This is a genomic window from Methylobacterium indicum (assembly GCF_017347565.1).
In the GTDB taxonomy this organism is placed as follows: domain Bacteria; phylum Pseudomonadota; class Alphaproteobacteria; order Rhizobiales; family Beijerinckiaceae; genus Methylobacterium; species Methylobacterium indicum.
Genome location: NZ_AP024146.1, coordinates 10,523 through 29,105 on the forward strand (window position 1 = coordinate 10,523; position 18,583 = coordinate 29,105).

Annotated in this window: 9 protein-coding genes and 1 pseudogene; 8 read left to right on the forward strand and 2 right to left on the reverse strand. The window is 64.6% G+C overall.

All coding sequences use genetic code 11. The features are described from left to right. The first annotated feature begins 9 nt into the window (after positions 1–9). From miv_RS30375 to miv_RS30405, 7 genes and pseudogenes are all read left to right on the forward strand, one after another. Positions 10–1,890 (forward strand): hypothetical protein, encoded by a 1,881-nt coding sequence (locus tag miv_RS30375; RefSeq protein ID WP_207183771.1) that lies wholly within the window; start codon positions 10–12, stop codon positions 1,888–1,890. Further along, complete coding sequence (locus miv_RS30380; RefSeq protein WP_207183772.1) at positions 1,887–3,560, forward strand: hypothetical protein; 1,674 nt, start codon at positions 1,887–1,889, stop codon at positions 3,558–3,560. The genes miv_RS30375 and miv_RS30380 overlap by 4 nt, the downstream gene beginning before the upstream one ends. After that, positions 3,557–8,911, forward strand: coding sequence for an FtsK/SpoIIIE domain-containing protein (locus tag miv_RS30385; protein ID WP_207183773.1), 5,355 nt, complete (start codon positions 3,557–3,559; stop codon positions 8,909–8,911). The genes miv_RS30380 and miv_RS30385 overlap by 4 nt, the downstream gene beginning before the upstream one ends. Next, on the forward strand, positions 8,908–10,854 hold the full coding sequence (locus miv_RS30390; protein WP_207183774.1) for a DNA phosphorothioation-associated putative methyltransferase: 1,947 nt from the start codon (positions 8,908–8,910) through the stop codon (positions 10,852–10,854). Before miv_RS30385 ends, miv_RS30390 begins: the two co-directional genes overlap by 4 nt. A 162-nt stretch (positions 10,855–11,016) precedes the next feature. Next, positions 11,017–11,682: a transposase gene (locus tag miv_RS33975; protein WP_425312999.1), complete on the forward strand. Its 666-nt coding sequence runs from the start codon at positions 11,017–11,019 to the stop codon at positions 11,680–11,682. Continuing rightward, positions 11,613–11,867 (forward strand): annotated as a pseudogene (locus tag miv_RS30400) (transposase); the annotation flags it as partial. The gene miv_RS33975 and the pseudogene miv_RS30400, both read left to right, overlap by 70 nt. Positions 11,868–12,227: 360 nt before the next feature. Further along, a complete protein-coding gene (locus miv_RS30405) occupies positions 12,228–13,691 on the forward strand; it encodes a hypothetical protein (protein WP_207183776.1) in 1,464 nt (487 codons plus the stop codon). A 1,393-nt stretch (positions 13,692–15,084) separates the two neighbouring features. Here miv_RS30405 and scpB read toward each other — a convergent pair. Both scpB and miv_RS30420 read right to left on the reverse strand, forming a co-directional pair. After that, a complete protein-coding gene (scpB, locus tag miv_RS30415) occupies positions 15,085–15,750 on the reverse strand; it encodes an SMC-Scp complex subunit ScpB (protein ID WP_207183777.1) in 666 nt (221 codons plus the stop codon). 1 nt (position 15,751) lies between these two features. Beyond that, positions 15,752–16,639 carry a DUF1403 family protein gene (locus tag miv_RS30420; RefSeq protein ID WP_207183778.1) on the reverse strand — a complete coding sequence of 296 codons (888 nt, stop codon included), beginning with the start codon at positions 16,637–16,639 and terminating at the stop codon, positions 15,752–15,754. A gap of 220 nt (positions 16,640–16,859) precedes the next feature. On the opposite strand from miv_RS30420, the gene miv_RS30425 reads away from it, so the two are divergent. Beyond that, positions 16,860–17,972: a tyrosine-type recombinase/integrase gene (locus miv_RS30425; protein ID WP_207183779.1), complete on the forward strand. Its 1,113-nt coding sequence runs from the start codon at positions 16,860–16,862 to the stop codon at positions 17,970–17,972. Positions 17,973–18,583 lie beyond the last annotated feature (611 nt).

Genomic DNA, 18,583 nt, shown 5'->3' on the forward strand with positions numbered 1-18,583 from the left:
TCTGGCCCCATGGACAACCCGCTGATCGACTTCCTACGCAGCTACGGCCCGAGCGCCGCCTCCGACGCCCTCTACGACGAGCTGGTCCGTGGGGAGATCGATCGTCTCGGCGTCGACGAGATCCGGATCGCTGCCCCGCTCGTGGACGAGGTGGGTAGGCTCCTGACGAGCGACACGCCGACGAACGTCGTCCTCACCGGGACGGCGGGCGACGGCAAGACCTACCACATCAGGAAGGTGTTCCTGGACTTCCTGAAGGGGCCCGCGGCCGCGTGGCCGGGGAACGACGTGCTGGTCACCCATCCCCTGCCCAACGGGCGCGAGTTGCGCATCGTTCGCGATCTCAGCGAGGTGCCGGCGTCGCGGAAGGCCGCGGAGATCGGGCGCATCACGAACGCCCTCCTCGGCATCGACACCTCGGCGGTCTACTTGGTCGCGGCCAACGACGGGCAGCTCCTCAAGCTCTGGCGCGACGCCGCCGATGCGGGCGGCGCGGAAGCCGAGCGTCACAGGCAGGTCTACGACATCCTTTCGGAGATGATGCTCCGGGAGGTCGAGAGCGACTCGGACGGTAAACTCGACCTCAGGTTGTTCAACCTCAGCCGCAGGCTCACCGGATCGACCCTCGACGCCGTCATCGACGCTGTCCTCGAACACCCGGGTTGGCAGGCAGGCTGCTCGGGGTGCGAAGCGGCGACCGACGCCAAGAACCCGTGCCCCATCCGGCTCAACCGCGCATTGCTGCACGGTGGCGTGGACGGTCGATCCGACCCGCTGTTCAGAACGCGCCTACGCGAACTTTTCGAGGTGGCGGCCTCGAACGACCGGCACGTTCCGCTCAGACAGGTCCTGGCTCTGGTCGTCAATATCGTGCTCGGCGACGCCAAGAACCCGGACGTACCCCTCCTGACCTGCGCGGAGGCCCGCATCCGCGCCCGTGAGAACGCCTACGCGCTCACCAATCCCTATGACAACGCAGTGGGCGCCAATCTCCGGTCGGAACGCCGGCAGAACAACAGCATGTTCGCGGTGCTCGATGCGTTTGGGCTTGGGCAGGAAACCAACAACGCCATCGACGACTTGCTTCTGCAAGGCAGGCCCGAGGCGGTTCGGGCCGCGGTCAACGATCCAGACCCCCATTATGGCGAACGGCTCTTCGACACCCAGCGCAACGCCTACATGCGCGGGGGGCCGCAGGGGTTCGACAAGGCCGAATTCCACAAGACCATTGACGCGCAGCGGCGGCGACTGTTCTTCCGCCTGCCGATGAACGGCTTCGAGCCTGCCGCACCGGGCCTCTCCCCATGGATGCTGACCGTGTTTCACCACGGCGGCGCCTACATCCGGTTCCGCAAGGCGGTCATGGAAGGGAACGACCAAGGCGCGGTCAAGTCCGCCACGCGCCTGTTAATCCGTGGCCTGAATAGGACGCTGACGGGCATGATGTCCGAGGACGCCGACCAGCTTTGGTTGGCGGGGTCCCTGGGAAGGACGGACGATCCCATCGGCAGGATCGTCACGGTGGAGCCGATCCCGCTCGTCCAGGGGCAAGGCTTCCTGCATGTCTCCGTGTCACACGACGCGTCGCGCCGCCGGCCGCGGCTATCGGTCAAGGCGAGCTACGCAGCCTTGCAGCTGCCCGATATGCCTGCGCTCGACCTTCGTCCGATCCTCTTCGAGTACCTCGTCCGAGTCGCGCACGGCAGCCTGCCGTCGAGCTTCTCCCGTCAGTGCCATCAGGAAACGCGTCGGTTCGCGACGCTGCTGACGCAACACGTCATGCGCGCCGTGGGCGGCGGGAGCGGCGCCGGCGGGACCAGCCTCGGCCTCCTCCAGATCACCGAGGCGGGCGCGATTCAGAGGGAGCATATCGAGGTGTCGGCGTCATGAGCACGGCCAATCTCCGCGATGGGGTCTTCCTTCCCGAAGGCGCCCTGCGCCCGCATACCGAGACGCAGCTCTCCTCGGTCACCAACTGGTGCGAGTACGGGGTCTGGGGGCTCACGTTGCACGACGGCCAACCGCCGTGGTTCGTGCTCATCGAGTGCTTCCAGATCCTGCATTCGCTCGGCGCGTCGTCGGAGACGTTGTTTCCCGGCATCACGCTGCCCGACGGGACGATCCAGCACGAGCACGTCGAATACTCCGTGCCCGTGAACCTCAACCTCCGGCACCTCCTGTTCCGTGATCAGGAGGTCATGAAGATCGCCGGCAAGCGCTCCTTCGACACCGCCGTGCTGTGGAAGGAATTGGCCGATCGGACCAAGGACGTCGACAAGCGTAACGGCATCGATCTCACATACCTGGCGTCGGCCTTCGACGATTTCGACAAGTTCTCGAAGTCCATCGAGGTTCTGAGATCCGTGGAGGTCGAGAGCTTCAACGTCACCCGCTGGACGTCGCGCCATCTCCTGCCGCTCGGTCCGTCGATGCTGTTCGCCGACGTCGACGAGACGACCCTCGCCGCGGATAAGCGCATCTTCAGGCGCACCGGCGAGATGCTCTACCTGATGCTGAACCGTGCCTCGGAGACGATCCGCCCAATCCTTGAGGAGCGGGTCCGAACACGGATCGTGGACCTCCGGCACCCCTTGGATCAATTGGCCCGTCGCCTGGCCGCCCCGAAATTCGGCGAGAGCACGGCCAAGAAGCCGATCACCTTCTCCACCGGCTACCTGCCGATGCCGCGGATGTCGGTATACGACAATCTGGCGGAGGATTGGTGCGCGCTCCTGTGGCTCAACTCGGTGCAGCTTGAGATCCTCCTGGATCCCCTGATGCGCCTCTCCGCCTTCCATCAGATCAGATACACGATCAACCGGGCCTGGGACGAGGCCGGTGGAGTGGGAGAGCCGCCGCCGATCGTCTTCGACCTGTCGGGCTCCGCCCGGAAGAACCCGGTCCAGCGCCTGGCAGCCGACCAATACGACAACCATCGTGCCTTGCCCCGGCGCGCGGTCGAGCGATTGCTCGACCGCGTCACCGAGACCAAGGAATGGACGGACTTGGTCGGCAAGGCGTCGGTGACCAGCAGGGACGATGCCTGGAACTTCCTGAAGGAACGTTTCCTTTGGCCGAAACAGAAGGTCAAGGGCATACTGCCCTCCTCACAGACACCGGAAGTGCAGCGACAGCAGCTCCTCGCGGCCTTCCAATCCGCCACGAGCCATACCGTCTGGACGTTCATGGCGTCGCACGCAAAGCGCGCGGGCCTGGTCCTGGCACGCGGGAAGGCAGGCACATGGTATTCGCCGAGCGAGAGCTTCCTGGAAGCGCTCGTGCTGGCGAACGTGACCGCTCCCATGGAGTTCGGGCGATTCCTAGCCCGATTGAGGGCGCGCTACGGGATCGTGGTCGGCCCCGAACAGGCGCGCGATGCCTTCCAGGGCAGTCTGATGTCCTTCGAACCGTTCAAGGCGAACCAAGTCCGCCTTGAGGAACGGCTTGCCGTATTGGGTTACATCGACCGGAAGTCGGACGATTGCGCCTTCGTCATCAATCCCTTCCACGATCGGATCGGCGATCGACGGGAAGCACGCCCCACGGGGATCGCAGCATGAGCGGCGCAAATCTGGTTGGGCGGATCGTCGCCGCGCGCGTCGAGGAACTGATCGCGCGGGAGCGGGGCGCCCGCGTCATGTTCGCGGTCATCGATCTATCCAAGGAGGTCACGAGCGCCATCGCGACCGCCGTGGGCGCCATCAGTCCGACCAAGGGCCGGGTGCAGGTCGGGATCCACCCCGATCTGGCGACCGCCGACATCGATCCGTCCCTCGTGTCGTCCGACGTCGCGGTGAAGTTCCGCAACAATAAGCCCGCCGATGTCGTCGCGACGGTCTTCTCGGTTCCGATCTCAGAGATGGAGCTCGTGATCCAGAGCCTGGGAAGCGTCGAGCGCATCAACGAGTCGTGGCTTCTCGAAGGCAAGGAGTTCAAGCGCTGGGCCGAGATGGGCCTCACCAACGCGGATCCGTCCACCAAGGAGCATCTTCACGGGTTCCTCCGTGGCCTGCTGGCGTCCGAGGTCAGGATCTCGATCGAGACCCTCGCCGACTTCGTCGCCGAGGTCGACAAATTGATGGCGGGCCAGCAGGGCCTCGGCTTGGTCAACGCGATCAACACCGCGCTCCCGATCCTCCACCTTCCGCGGGAGTGTCTTGAAGCATCCTCGCCTGAAGCGCTCGCGAAGACGGCGGAAGCCCAGCTCCGGCGCGCCGCCGATATCGTGCGCCTGCACTTCCACCTGCAGGGCTCGAAGGGGGATTACCGCCCTTCGACGGAGTTGTTGGCCCAGGTCGATAGCCTGACCAATGGGGGAAGCCTCGACCAGGACGCGGCCGAGGCCCTCAAGGCTCTCATCGCCGACAGGTTGATGTTCGGAGGCCGCTGGACCCCGAGCCAAGCCCGCATCGCGCGGATCCCTTGGAAGAAGCTGCGATCGTTCTTCGAGGAGCCGAAGGCGAAGGTTCGGCCTAACCTCGGGCGCGAGACCTTGAGCTTCCTGAAGGAGAAGGTCGACAAAGGGTCGATCGGCGAGGACGATGTCGCCACCCTGGATGACATCCGCAGCGAGGCCGCGGGCTCGACCACCCGCCGCGAGGCGTTCTTTCTGAAGTGGCGCCCGCACCTGTCTCGCGACGCCAAGCTCTACAAGCGTTGGGAGCGTTTGGTATTCAACGCGCCGATCGAGGCGGACGACCTCATGGTCGGGCTCGTGTTGCTGGCGGCGCACGCGTTCCGGCAAGTCGACGACGAGGAAGGAGAGGGGCAGGCAGGCGAGAAGGTCGTATTGATCCGACTTCGGGGCGCCTTCGATCTGGACTTCTGGATCGACAAGAAAAACACCAACCTCTGCCGCTACCTGCGGGATCGGTACCGTGGGTTGGACAAGCTCCTCGAACCCACCGTCAGCCTCCAGTTCGGCCAGTGCTGGTCCGACTGGGAAGACAGGCTCCAGAGCGACCACGTCAATCACCGGGGCAGCAAGGCCGCCGAGTTCGACTTCGAGGCCTTCGTCGTCCCCGCGCCCCTCGTCGCGAGCGGCCGCAATCCAACGGATGACGAGCTCAAGGGCATGCCGAAGGCCCAGATGACTTGGAAGCCCGCGCATCGAGGGCTTCACATCGGGTTCTCGGACGACCTCGCGGCCCTCCTGTCTGCCGAGCCGTCCCCGGTGCACCTGCTCTCCTCGTGGGTTAAGCAGGCGCGTCACAGCAAGAGCGGTTCCCTGCAGGCGATCGACCTGAGCCAGGTCGAAACCCTGACGGATGCGCGAGGCACGAACAGAGGCATCCTCACCGATCCGGACGAGGCTGAGAAGCGGATCGAGAGGCTCTGGCACGCCAACCTCGACCGCCTGGAGGAGCAGGACATCATCAAGCCCGCCAGCGCGGCGACCCTCCGCGCGGCCTTCGCGGAGTTCCACGGCCTTTACGACCACGCCATCCGGGGCTTTCGGGATGTCCGGGGTCAGGGAGTGGCCAATGACGCGCTCGTCGCCCAGGCCGAGGCCTACGGCAGGTTGCTCGCCGAACTGCAGCGTCTCGCGATCGAGGAACGGTCGATCGGCGAGCTATGGGACCCTCTCCTGCGCATCGGCACATCGCCCGTCGATGGCGAACGAAAGGCCCTCATCGTCGCCCCCTGGCATCCCCTGAGGCTCGCCGAGATCGGCGCGAAGGCAAAACAGGCCGCGGAGACCATCGCGAAGGTGGTATCCAGCCCCGAGCATGCGGCCCCGGGTGTCGAGGACTTCGTCTCGGACAGGGTTCGAGCCTTGAGCTCGCCCTACTACGTCGACATCGGCGTCCTGCCCGGAGCACCCCGCACCTTCGTCGCCGAGATGTCCCGCCTCGGCGAATACGGGCTTCTGGAGCCTCCCAGCATCGAGGGACGGGACCAACTAGCGGACGAGCCGGCGAGGGAGACCGTCAAGGCCTTCGGGGCCATCGCCCGTCAATACCTCGACCTGAGGCCCCACGAGGCGGCGAACTTCTCCGCGGTCATCCTCGACGCCGAGTCCGAGGATCTGCCAGTCCTCATGGCGAGCCATCTTGCGCGCCAGATCGAGGGCGAAGCCGACTTGCGCTGCGACCTAACGGTGACGCATGCCGATCCGGTGAAGTTAAGGGCCATCTACGAGAGGCAGAACCGCCGCATCGGTCACGAGATCGACTCCTCCCTGACGAGCGAGGCCGCTCGGACGTTCCTGTCGCGCCTGCGCGTCGGCATCTCCAGCCTCGCGCATTTCCAGGGCGGCGGCTCGGTCAGGCAGAGCGACATCGTCCTGCTCCACAACGTGATCGCACGGCATGCCACCGTCAGCTGGGCGCTGGTCCCCCCGCCGGCGCGGGAGGTGGCGTTCGTTGAGCACCGGCCCTGCGACCTCTCGCGTCGCCGCCCGTACAACAAGGGCAACGTCCGGGCCGGGGTCTACCTGACCGCCCCGGTGCAGCCGGCCGCCTGCCGTGCCTACATCGATGCGGTCCATGACGTGCTCCAGGGCCGGGCCTACAAGGTCGGGATGCATCATCTGCCCATGCAGGAGGTCGACTTCGCGTCCCCGGCCGTCCAGGCGCAGCTCAAGCAGGCGCATGGCCTTGGCAATTGGGTCATGACCTACGATCGCCTCGCGGATCGCCGCCTGATCTCGGCGACAGACAACCTACGGGTCCTTCGCTACTTCAGCCTCCCGCGGGCCACCCACAACGTCATCGTATCGACGGAGATCAGCCGCGAGAGCTTCCGCGAGAGGCTGCGCAGCGACATCCAGCGGATCCTCCCCGGCAGCGCCGACGAGGCCCTGGACGCGATGATCGATTGCGTCCGACGTCGGTCGGCAAGCCTGTCCGGCGGCATCGTGATGCGCGGCGCCCAGTGGGAGAACTACGCCAAGGAACTGATCGGCGTCGTAGTCGCGCAGCGGCAGCTGGAATTGCTGTTCGACGAAGCGGGGCCCAGCAAGACCGCATGGTTCTTCCTCGACGAGTTCAAGAGCTGGCTCGACCTGTCCGGCGAGATCGCCGACATCCTCGCCGTGAACCTCGTTGAAGGCGACGGCGGACCGCGGATCAGGCTGGCGATCGTCGAGGCGAAATGCGTCGGCTCGTTCGGCCTGGGCGACACCCAATCGCGCAGCATGCGTCAGCTGGAAGCGACGTACCAAGCCCTCCATAACCGCTTCATCGACGACAAGGCGACCGTCGATCCGGGCATCTGGCGCAACCGCCTGGCGGACATGCTCCTGGAACACATCGATCCCTTCGAACGGGTCGAGGAGGTCGCGTTCGACGGCTGGATAGAGGGCCTCCGTACGGGGGCGTTGCCCATCGAATTATCAGGACATTCGGTCGTGATCGTCCATGACACCACGGCGGCGGCGGATATCGGGCCGACGATACCGGACGAGGCCAAGGAACGGAGCGATCGCCGAAGGCTGGCCCAGTGGACGTTTGGCGAGGACGTCATCAAGCGCACGCTGAGCGAGATCGACGACGCCGAGGCCAAGGGTTACCTGCGCGAACCCTCGCTGTGGCCCTCCGCCTCGGGTGCATCGGCCGAAGGTTCCGCGGCGGCGCCCGCGGCCCCGGCCGCGGCCGTCGTCGCACCGCCGCCCGCGACGATCCCCAAGGACGCCCCGATCACCGAGAAAGAACCCGCCGGACAGATGCCCGCGGGCGAGGAGGCCATGGACGATGCTCCCGCGGACGGCTGGCTGCCCGAGGTCCACGCCGCCGTCCTGCGGATGAGGAAGGACCTCGGGGATGCGGACGATGCATCCTGGCTCGACGACGAGGTGGCGAAACTGAAGCGAAGCATCCAGGCCCAGGGCTTCGACGCGAAGGTCCTGGAAGCCCGCCTCACGCCGAACGCCGGGCTCATCCACCTCGACGGCAAAGGCGTCACCTTCAAGTGGCTCGAAGGAAACCTGGAGCTCCTGTCGACGAAGTACGAGCTCGACATCATCAGGGTCACCCCCAAAGTCGGCCGTATCGCCGTCGCCATCCGCAGGCCACGCCGGGCGACGCTCCACCTCGCCGAGGCCTGGCTGCGCCGCCGCCTGGGCCCGGATGCCCCCCGCTCGAACCTCTCGCCCGTGGTCGGCGAGCGCGAGGAGGACGGCAGCCTGTTCTACCTGCCACTCGCCGGCCCCTTCGCCGAGCAGAAACGGGCGGCTCCCCACACGATCGTGTCGGGGGCGACGGGAAGCGGCAAGGGTATCCTGGCATCAAGCCTCATCCTCGACATCTGCGCCTTCAACGCACCTGGCTTGGTCGACCTCCACCTCATCGATCCCAAACAGGGCGTCGATTACGCCTGGGTGAGGCGGCTGCCGCACCTGAAGCGTGGGATCGTGGTCACCAAGGAAGCCGCCCTGGAACTGCTTCGCGAGCTCGTCTCGGAAATGGAGCATCGCTACGGGCGGTTGCAGGCGGCCGAGTGCTCGAACATCGATCAATACAATCGCGGCAATAGGCCGACCGGACCAATGCCGCGCGTCGTCGTCTTCTTCGACGAAGTCCCTAACTGGATGCAAGATGAAAAATTCAAGGATGAGGCGGAACCTATCCTGAACGAGATCGCTACAAAATCTCGGGCTGCCGGCATCCATCTCACGATGATCTACCAGCGGGCCGACAATCAGGTCATGACGATGCAACTCCGGACCAACCTCGGCAACAAGCTGGTGCTTAAACTCAATGACGAAGGATCGTCCAAGATCGTCCTCAACGAGAAAGGCGCTGAGAAGCTTCTCGGCGAAGGACACATCATCGGGGTGATGGATGGTGGTGATAAGATTTTCGGGCAGGTTCCCTTCCTCGACCTGGACGAGGTCAGGGACCTGGCTTGCGCCATCCAGGAGGGGTGGGCGAACTGGTCCAAGGGAGGCGCCCGAGAGGCTGCGGAATGAGGAAGGCGGCCGATGGGCCGCGGCTCGGCAAGCGCGTCGGCGGTGCGCTCTACCTGCATCGCGATGCCCTGCGTCTGCTCGATGCGGACATCCAGGCCAGGGTTCTGGCGGCCGAGGCCGCCAGCGGCGCCCGAGATTGGAATGTCCTGAAGATCGAAGCGAAGGCCGTCTCCCTCCTGGAGTACGAGGATTTCGATGCCAGCGCCTTTCCCCGGCTACTGGCAAGCGCGAGGATCGCGGGCGAACGCGTAGTACGGACGGACTATAGGGGGCGCGCCAACCCGCCGATCCTGCATCGAAAGGAGCGCCTGCTCCATCCCGACGATCCCCGGATCCCGGGGTTCGCGTCCCTGACGCGAACCGCCGAGGAGCGTGGGCTATTTTCCGCGTCGCATACGATCGGTACCGAGCGAGCGTGGTTGGGACGCATCGCGGAGGCAGGCTTGATCATCGATGGACAGGCTCTCGTGCCAGGACCAGCGGAAGGGGAGCCGGTCGAGATCGCCCGTCACCGCACCGCCATCGGGCGAACCCGGCTATCGGCGCCTATGCAGGCACTGGTGCGACACGACTTCATCCAGGAGGGCGTCACGGTCCTCGATTACGGTTGCGGGCAAGGCGACGACGTCAGGGCGCTGCGCGAGGGCGGGATTGCCGCGACGGGCTGGGATCCGCACTTCCTCCCCGACGCGGATCTGGCGCCAGCGGATGTTGTGAACCTCGGTTTCGTGCTGAACGTGATCGAGTCGCGCGCCGAGCGCGTCGAAACGCTTCGGCGAGCCTGGTCGTATTGCCGGCGCGTCCTGGCTGTCGCCGTCATGGTCGCCGGACACCGCCCCACGGCCGGTTTGCAGCCCTACGGCGACGGCTACCTGACCTCGCGAGGCACCTTCCAGCGGTACTTCACACCGCTCGAGCTTCGCGAGATCATCGGGGAGGCGACGGATGTCGAGGCGGTGGCGGTGGCGAACGGCGTCGCCTTCGCCTTCAGGGAGGCAGCCGACGAGCGCGACTTCCTTTTCCGTCGTCAGGTTCGACGGGCCCCGCGCGAGGTCCATTTCCGTCCTTCGCCACGCGAGCGAACCGTCTCCGTCCGCGAGCCGCTCGCCGAGCGGATGAGGCCTGTCCTTGAGGCGGTCTGGACGACGATGCTCACGCTTGGTCGCTCGCCGGCCCCGGATGAGATCCCGTCCGGGGTCGCGGAGGCGCTGAAAGGCTCCAACATCTCCCTGGGCCGTGCAGTGGCTTGGTGCGAGACGTTGTTCGAGCGCGGGGCTTACGAGCAGGCGGCCAGGGACCGCCGGGACGACTTGGTCCTGTATTTCGCCCTGGGCACCTTCACTCGGTCCGCCGCCCTTGCCGACCTCGCCGACAACCTTCGGCGGGATGCCCGTGCCTTCTTCGGCGGGGTTTCGAAGGCGCGCGAGGCCTCCCAAGCGTTCCTGTTCACCCTAGGCGACGCGTCGAGGATCCAATCGGCCTGCGAGCAGGCGGTGGAGCTTGGCTTCGCCCATCGAGAGAGGGACGGCGTCATCCACTTCCGAGCCGATCGACGCGAGAGCCTCCCGCTGGAATTACGGGGCTTCGTCGGGTGCGCGAGCGTGATCTTCGGCGATCTGGACGAAGCTGAGATTCTCCGCATCAACGCTGAGAAGGGGACTCTCTCGCTGTATTTCGTCGCTGACTTCGACGCCAAGCTGCCGTCCGTTACCCGCATCGCCCGTGTCGATTTAAGACGGCAAGCGATCCATGACCGCCAGTACGGCGGCGCCGACGACGAAGTGCTTCTTTGTCGTTCGGCCTACGCATCCGATCAGGCCGAGCGAGAGGAACGCCGGGCAATGGAGGAGCGCATCCATCGGCTGCTGGGATTGCCGCAAGGCAGAATGACCGTTCCACGGGGCGATATCGCCCGTGCCCTGCGGCGGCGGGAAACGCTATGAATAACCGGTGCCGAGAGCCTTCGACAGCTCCCGGATTAGGCTAAGCTCGATCGACATCAGCTAAGGAACCCGCCCAATGGCTCAGGCAGCGCGCGTCTCCTCGCGCACCTGCACATGCCGGCAAGCCGCGCGACCGTGCTGCGGCTCGTTACCCGCCTGCCGATGCCCGACGCGCCCGCTCCTATCCGGGTCGGGATCGACGGTTGGGCGATCCGGAAGGGCAGCCACTACGGTACGATCGGCGTCGACCTCGACCGTCACCATGTGATCGACCTCCTCCCGAAGCACCGCGCCGACGCTGGCGGATGGCTCGAACGGCACTCCGATGTCGAACTCGTCGCACGGGATCGCTCGACCGAGTATACCCGAGGTGCAAGCATCGGTGCTCACCAAACGCAGCAGGTCGCGGATCGCTGGCACCTACTCATCAACATGCGGCAGCCCATCGAACGCTGGCTCCACCATGCCCATGCCCGGTTGCGGAACCTTCCACCCCTCCCTGGCTCGGCCGTTCGTCCCGCCAGGCGCGACCGTGCCTTCGCCCGCAGCACGCCGGAACTGGAGGCGGGTGCACAGAGCCGGATGCGATGGCGGACCATCTGTGACGAGGTGCGGCGCCGTCACGCCAGCGGCGAGCCGCTGCTCGGGATCGCCCGTGCCATGGGGCTGGCGCGTGCCATGGTGCGCAAATACGCGACTGCCGAGGCCTTCCCGGTCCAGCTCCCCCACGGCGCCGAACCCAGCCTCCTTGATCCGCACGCTGGGTGCACGAGGGCGTGCTCGATGCGATGCAGAGGCGGCTCGACCGGATGCCGGACGCAATGCTGATCCGTCGACAGATCGTGGAGCATCCGTTCGGCACGCTGAAGGCCTGGATGGGGGCGACCCACTTCCTGACTTGTACTCTGGCAAAGGTCAGAACAGAGATGAGCTTGCAGGTTCTGGCCTACAACATGAAGCGGATGATCCAGATCGTCGGGGTTGGAGCGCTGATCTCGGCCATCCGGGCGTAACCCACCCGTGCACGCGTGTTCGCTGCAAGCGCTCGCTCACCTACCTAACCACCAGAACCGCGTTCTCACACGGCCTGGACCCAAGGAAGGCCCCCGCAACGTCCGCTTTCAGTAGATCTGATGAGTGGCACGAGCGACCGATGGTGGCCGTAGGCGGAAGGTCCTTCTCGGGAGAGGTGATGAGCGAAGCGGACTGAGGCCCGGGTCGGAACCCGCCTGATCCAAACCTTGAGCGCCATCAAATGCCCCAATCAGGCAGATGCTGACTAGACTAGCGAACCCGCAGGCGAGCCTGATTCGTCGAACTTCCGCTGGCCGCTGGTCATGCAATTCCAAATGCAAAACTGAAAGTATAGCCCGATGAGCTTTGACGAATCTGCTTATCTGAATTGGTTACGACAGCCGGCTGATGGGAGAGAGGTTGCTGCTCAGCTTCGATTGATGCTGTCGCATGTCGAGCGGGATAGAGAAGAGATAATCAGTCTGTTCAATCGTGAGGAAGTCAGAAATGACGTGCTTGTCGAGTTGATGAAATGGAACGAGCGACTGAAGCCTTCCACGAAGCGTGATCGGATCGGGAGAGCTGCTGTTCGTTTCTGGGTTGCGCAGACTCTTAGCACGACTGTCATGCGTTCTCATGCGCTTGATGTCGCGTATGATTACGGTCATGGCTTAAATGAGATAATGGAGATTGGGGCTGATGGTCTCTTTGAGGTTGCAACTTCTCAATTTCTGGCTCTTAGGAGTGTTGCGGATGATTTAACCAACTGGCTCAAGGACCGCTCGATAGTTCGCCCTCTTATTATCGAAAGTCCGTTGGGTAATTCGCTACCAGTCCAAGTCACTACTGATTTTGCCAAATCTAAGAATATTGATCTAACAACTTATGCCTGGAATACACCGAGAAACGATCGACCAGCAAGAGGTGCGACTATCGACGACGCCGCAGCCGCATGCACTGCATTTGCTAACGACTTTGATCTTGTCATTTTCATCGATGACGTCTCAACTGGTACTCGATTTTTGAAGCTGCATGATGCGCTAATCGAGCATCTGGGCGCCGAACGCTTTCTTCCGTTGGCGCTCGTTGTGAACGATACCCAACGTCCGCAGAATGCGGAGCATATGAACAGAAAGCGTTTAATGGAACGCCTGTCTGAGCAGGCTACACGCATAGGATATGAGGACGTCTGGACGGAAATTCCACTGCAGAGGTTATTCCGATTAGATGAACTTTCGTTCTACCGATGGGAAAGAGCGCTGATTTGGGAGGACTCTGATTTAATTGCTGGAAAACGTAAGATAAATCTATTTTTTACTATTCTAGATCACGTCTCCGACATTCTATCCGACCTTGCTAGCGCACAAAGCTCCTTCAGGCCGCATCTTGAGCATGCCTGGGCGCAAGATGTTTCAGGTCAAACTTCTGATGTTGCGCTAGGATCAATACAGTCGGAGTTCGCCAATCTCGCCTCAGAAATTCAACCTAAGGATCTAAAGTCCGCAATCGAAGCCGAAGCAAGAAGCGAGTTTCCGCACGACTATGCGGGACAATACGTCGGGGCAGGCCGTGAGATGGATTTTGTAAAGGAGCGTTGGGATTGGTTACGAGCGAAGTACTTAGATCTGGTCTCTATGAAAGTCGGCACCGAGCGGGCCTGGATGTCTTGGCGCGCTGTTGACAACGTGTTTGCTGCATCGTTCCACGAGCACACGCCGCGGCCCAGTAGAGATCAAGCAGCAACCCCATATACGATTTCTTTCAATGTGACCATAAAAAAGCTAAATGAGAGGCTGCGCTGGCGGATTCATCAAGGACAATGACACCACGACAAGCGTCGGCGGACGAGGAGGAGCAGGACGTTAAGGACGAGCGTCTTCTTTCGAGAGCTCGTTCTATGCGCTTAAGTGGCTTCAATGGCGCAAGGCGAAACATCCACTTGCAGGCTGCGAGCTAATCTCCGCAAACCACCCTCAACGGCCCTTCGCACGGTCGAGCTGAGTGGGTTTTGACCCTAGCCATCCGCCTAGCTGCCGAAAATAGGCCCGCACCGAGGTATGCCCACGCCGTCGGGCCGCGTTGCTCGCCGACGCGCTGCCTGCCGGGTATCAGACGCCGACCGCGGCCTCGAACCGCGGGGCAGCTCGCGGCGCCGTCCATCCTACCCAATCGGCTTGTGGCAGTCGGGGAAGGCTTCGCGCTGGGCATGCCGCGCCTCCAGTCGACCTCACCCAGTTCCTCGCAGCGAACGCGGCGCTATCGGGATCGCCAGCAGAACGAGGCGGTGTTCTGATGCCTCGCGGTATTCTGCCGCCTCAAGGACTTCCGCCTCCTCGCCATTCTCTACGACAAGTTCGTCCGCAACTCTGCCTCGGTGCTCGCCCTGGCCGCCGTCATCAATTCTTGATCCTAATTGAGTATTGACCCCTTGCGGCAAGCCAACAGGCAGCACCTTGCGGCCACACTGATCACAAGGCATACCAGCCCTCTAAGGAAAAGGGTGAGATCAATGCAAAAGATATTGCTTTCAGTATCCATGGTAATTATATCAACTATTTGTGCGAAGGCTCAATCAGAATACGAAACGGCTACCTATGTCTTAATCGGTGAACACAATCGCTCAACTGCCAGCAATGACTATCTTAGTCCAGCTAGAGACAATGGCGACAGATGGCGCATGGCTAAGCGTGTCGAAAGAATCGATTCGTGTAAATATCAACTCATCACGGATTGGACAACCTTACATCCAAACGGCACTGAAAGCTTCGTAAAAAATATTGAGCGGTTCGACCTCAACGCCTTATCTAGCGCCGACCTGGATCCAACTACTATTGGACAACAGAGAATAGAACTCCGGGGTCATGAATTTGCCTGTTGGACGTCAATAAGGGGCGATAAAGCGACAGATTTTGGCTGTCGTAATAAATCGCTCATTTCGATTGCGGGCGATACCCAAGTATGGATTCGCGCATACGCTCATCTCCGAGCTAATTTCTGCAAAGGCCGAGCATTTTAGATTGGCGATCATGGTCGGATCCAACATTATTGATCATAAAAAACAGCCGCCTGATTTGCTTAATACGCTGCGATGGCTGTGATTGATTTTGATCCGAGCACACCATCTAGGGGGATGCCTGTGCATGAACCGGCCGCCGCCCCGACGAAGCAGGAACTCGTGTCGTAAGGCACGGGAATTCCCTTGAGGGGACAGATTTGTCACAATGCCTCCCCGTCCGATAACCCCAACAGGGCATCGAAGGGATCGGAGGGCGCTTCGGCTGCCCCATCCAGGTCGAGCAACCCTGCCTCCTCAAGCGCCTCGATATCGGGCAGATCGCGAAGCGAAGCGAGACCGAACCGGGCGAGGAACGTCGGCGTGGTGACATACGTCAGCGGCGCGCCCGGCTCCGGCGAGCGCGGGCCGGCTCCGAGGAGATCGAGCCGCTTGAGCCGCGCGATCACGTCCCGGCTCACCTCCTTGCCGAGCACCCGGGAGAGCGCCATCCGGGTCACCGGCTGAAGATAGGCGATGGCGGCGAGCGCCAGCTGGTCGCCCGCCGTCAGCGCCCCTCCACTTGCCTCCTCCGTGACGGTGCCGGCAGCCCGAATGGCGGGTGCGAACTCCGCCCGCGTGCGCAGCTGCCAACCGCCGGCGACCGCAACGAGCTCGTAGGGCCGCGCCCGCAACTCTTCGCGGATGTCGGCGATCAGTGCGTCGAGCCGGCATTCCAGGCCGACGACCCGGGCCAGGGTCTCGCGCGGAACCGGCGTGGGCGAGGCGAAAAGCACGGCCTCGACGTGCCCCATCCAGGCGCGCCAGCGCGCCTCGGGCGGCAGGCCGGCGAGAGCGGGATCGAACGGGCGGGATCGCGGGCGGGCCATGTCAGAGCCCGTACAGGCGGAACGTCGCGCGGCCGGTGTGCTCGCGTACGGCCCCGAGGGCGACCAGACGGTCGAGGAAACGGCGAGCGGCCCTCTCTGAGCCGAGGCCAGTGAGGTCGGTCGCCGCCACGACGTCGTCTGCGAGTAGAGCGGCAAGGCCGTGGGAGGCGCCCTTCGTGCGAACGACCTGCATCGCGTTCGTCAGCGCGTCCGCGCGCCGGGCGAGGTCGCGCGCGCGGGCGTAGGTCTCGGCCGCCGCCGTGGCGTAGGCTGCTTGGCAGGTGCCGATCCAATCGAGGTCGCCCGCGGGTGCGTGGCGGCGTGCGAGCCGCGCGCGCAGCGCGGGATGCGCCAGGGCGGTGGCGAGCAGCGGGACCGGGTGGGCCCAGCCGAGGCGAGCGGCGAGGACGAGATCGGCGAGCATCAGGCCGAGGAGGTCGCCATCCGGACCGGGTTTCGCAGCGTGCAGGCGCGCGGTGGCGATCGCGGCGGCGGTGACTGGATCGACGGAAACGTGGTCGCCGACCGCCACCAGGAGATCCTCGGGAGCGACGGCAAGCGCCAGCGGCCCAGCGAGGCGGGCGAGACCCGCCGGTTCGAGCCGCGCGGGCTGCGAGGCGAGGCTGCGCCAGGCGCGGTGGAGGTGGCCAGCGGGTCCGGGATCGTCGGCCGGCCGGGTGAGGTGGTGGGCGTCGCGAAAGGCGGCGACGTCCTCGCGCAGGCGGAGCAGGCGGCCGGTCGCAGCGGCGGCGATGAGGGCCTGACGCAGGCGCACGGTGCCAAGCCAGGGCGGCGCGGCGCGTACGATCTGGTCGAGAGCGAGCAGGGCGGCTCCGGCCGCGAGGGCCGCCCCGCCCTCCTCCCGGCCTTGCAGGACCCAGGCCGGCAACGGCTGCGGAATCAATGGGTTGTGGGCGGGAGTGGCCGCCGCCCGGGTTGTGCGGCGAGCCGGTCGGGAAGGAGCTGGGGCGACCTGATCCATGTGCCACGCTAACCCACTGACGGCGCTTTGTCAGTGTTAAGAAGTTCAAACCGCCGCAGGTGTCAGCACCATCGCTGTGTCCGGTAAGATTGCATTATCGGACACGGCGAGCCATGGTCCCGGAATCATGGCCGAACCCCTCCCCTCGCACTCGCAGCACACCTCTCTGCCCGCCGTGGAAGAGGCCGCCGGCCTGCCCGCCGTTCCTCTGATGTCGGACGCGGTGTCGAGCGCGGACGAGCCGAGCGAACGCGCCGGATCGCCGCTGCCGGCGCTCCAGCCGCTCGCCGAGGCGGCCCGCGCCTACGCCGCCCGCAAGGACAGCCCCAACACCCGCCGCGCCTACGCCTCGGACTGGCAGCTGTTCGAGCGCTGGTGCCTGCGCCAGGGCCTCGACCCCCTCGTCCCCGACCCCCGCATCGTCGGGCTCTTCCTCGCCGCCGCCGCTGACGGCCACGGCCTGCCCAAAGTGAGCGTCGCCACCCTCGAGCGCCGGCTGGCCGCCCTCACCACCCACTATCGCTCGGCCGGTACGCCGCTCGCGCGCGACGACCGCCACATCACCGATGTCATGGCCGGCATCCGCCGCAGCCACGCCCGTCCGCCGCGCCAGAAGGAGGCGGTGCTTGGCGAGGACCTGCTCGCCATGGTGGCAACGCTCGAATCCGACCTGCGCGGCTTACGCGACAAGGCGATCCTGCTCCTCGGGTTCGCCGGCGGCTTGCGCCGCTCGGAGATCGTCGGGCTCGATTGCGGCCCGCGCCAGACGACGGACGGCGCGAGCTGGATCGAGATCCTGGCGGAGGGCGCGCTGCTGACGGTGCGCGGCAAGACGGGCTGGCGCACGGTCGAGGTCGGGCGCGGCTCGTCGGAGCGCAGCTGCCCGGTTCTAGCGCTGGAGACGTGGCTGCGGCTGGGGCGGATCGCCCACGGGCCGGTGTTCCGGTCGATTGCCGGAGCCAAGGGCGTGGTCTCGGCGGCCCGGCTGACCGACAAGCACGTGGTGCGGCTGGTCAAGCGCACGGCTCTGGCGGCGGGCCTGCGCGGAGATCTGCCGGAGGGCGAGCGGGCGCTGGCCTTCGCGGGTCACTCGCTGCGGGCGGGCCTGGCGAGCTCGGCGGAGGTGGAGGAGGCGCTGGTGCAGCGCCAGCTCGGGCACGCCTCGGCCGAGATGACGCGGCGGTACCAGCGGCGACGCGAGCGCTTCCGGGTCAACCTGACCAGGGCGTCGGGGCTGTGATGTCGCCCCTGCGGTCTCGACACTGCCGCTGATCCTGCTCGTCGCACGGGCAGGATTGAGCCTTGGAGAGATTGAATTCCTGCGTGTTCTTTCTCAATCATGGCGAAGAACGGGACTTAGCACGTTGCGGCCTCTCGTCGCCGAGGCGGGCGCTCGCTCGTGTCGGCGCGCGGACCCAATCGATGGTCTGCCCGATCTCGGCCACCCGCAGGATGGTCCGAGCCGCCCGGTGGTGCACGGTCCGGGCCCGCACCTCGCCGTTCGTCGACGGCGGCCGCAATGCTGGAGCCGAGATCAGCGGTCGAGGGATCGAGGCCTCGCCGGGCCGGGCTCTGGATCAGGCCGTTCGAAGCCGCCACAGAGCGTAGCCCTTCTCAGCGGTCACGCTCCTGTCCCTTTGATGGACGAGCCGACGGGCAGGCAACCGGTCATGTCCACCCCGTGCATCGCGGGCATCCTGGAGTGAATGCCGCAAGACGCGGAATATGACGCCCTACGGTTTGCCTGAGACAGATATGATATCAATGACCCAAGATGTTGACGCATCGGTTCGATCTCGGGCAAGTCTGAGATCGTCGGGGGCCATTGAGCCATCTCGAATTTTCGCTGCC

Coding starts and splice junctions, on each gene's coding strand:
- miv_RS30375 (WP_207183771.1), top strand. CDS start 10: ATGGACAACCCGCTGATCGACTTCCTACGCAGCTACGGCCCGAGCGCC.
- miv_RS30380 (WP_207183772.1), top strand. CDS start 1,887: ATGAGCACGGCCAATCTCCGCGATGGGGTCTTCCTTCCCGAAGGCGCC.
- miv_RS30385 (WP_207183773.1), top strand. CDS start 3,557: ATGAGCGGCGCAAATCTGGTTGGGCGGATCGTCGCCGCGCGCGTCGAG.
- miv_RS30390 (WP_207183774.1), top strand. CDS start 8,908: ATGAGGAAGGCGGCCGATGGGCCGCGGCTCGGCAAGCGCGTCGGCGGT.
- miv_RS33975 (WP_425312999.1), top strand. CDS start 11,017: ATGCCCGACGCGCCCGCTCCTATCCGGGTCGGGATCGACGGTTGGGCG.
- miv_RS30405 (WP_207183776.1), top strand. CDS start 12,228: ATGAGCTTTGACGAATCTGCTTATCTGAATTGGTTACGACAGCCGGCT.
- scpB (WP_207183777.1), bottom strand. CDS start 15,750: ATGGCCCGCCCGCGATCCCGCCCGTTCGATCCCGCTCTCGCCGGCCTG.
- miv_RS30425 (WP_207183779.1), top strand. CDS start 16,860: ATGGCCGAACCCCTCCCCTCGCACTCGCAGCACACCTCTCTGCCCGCC.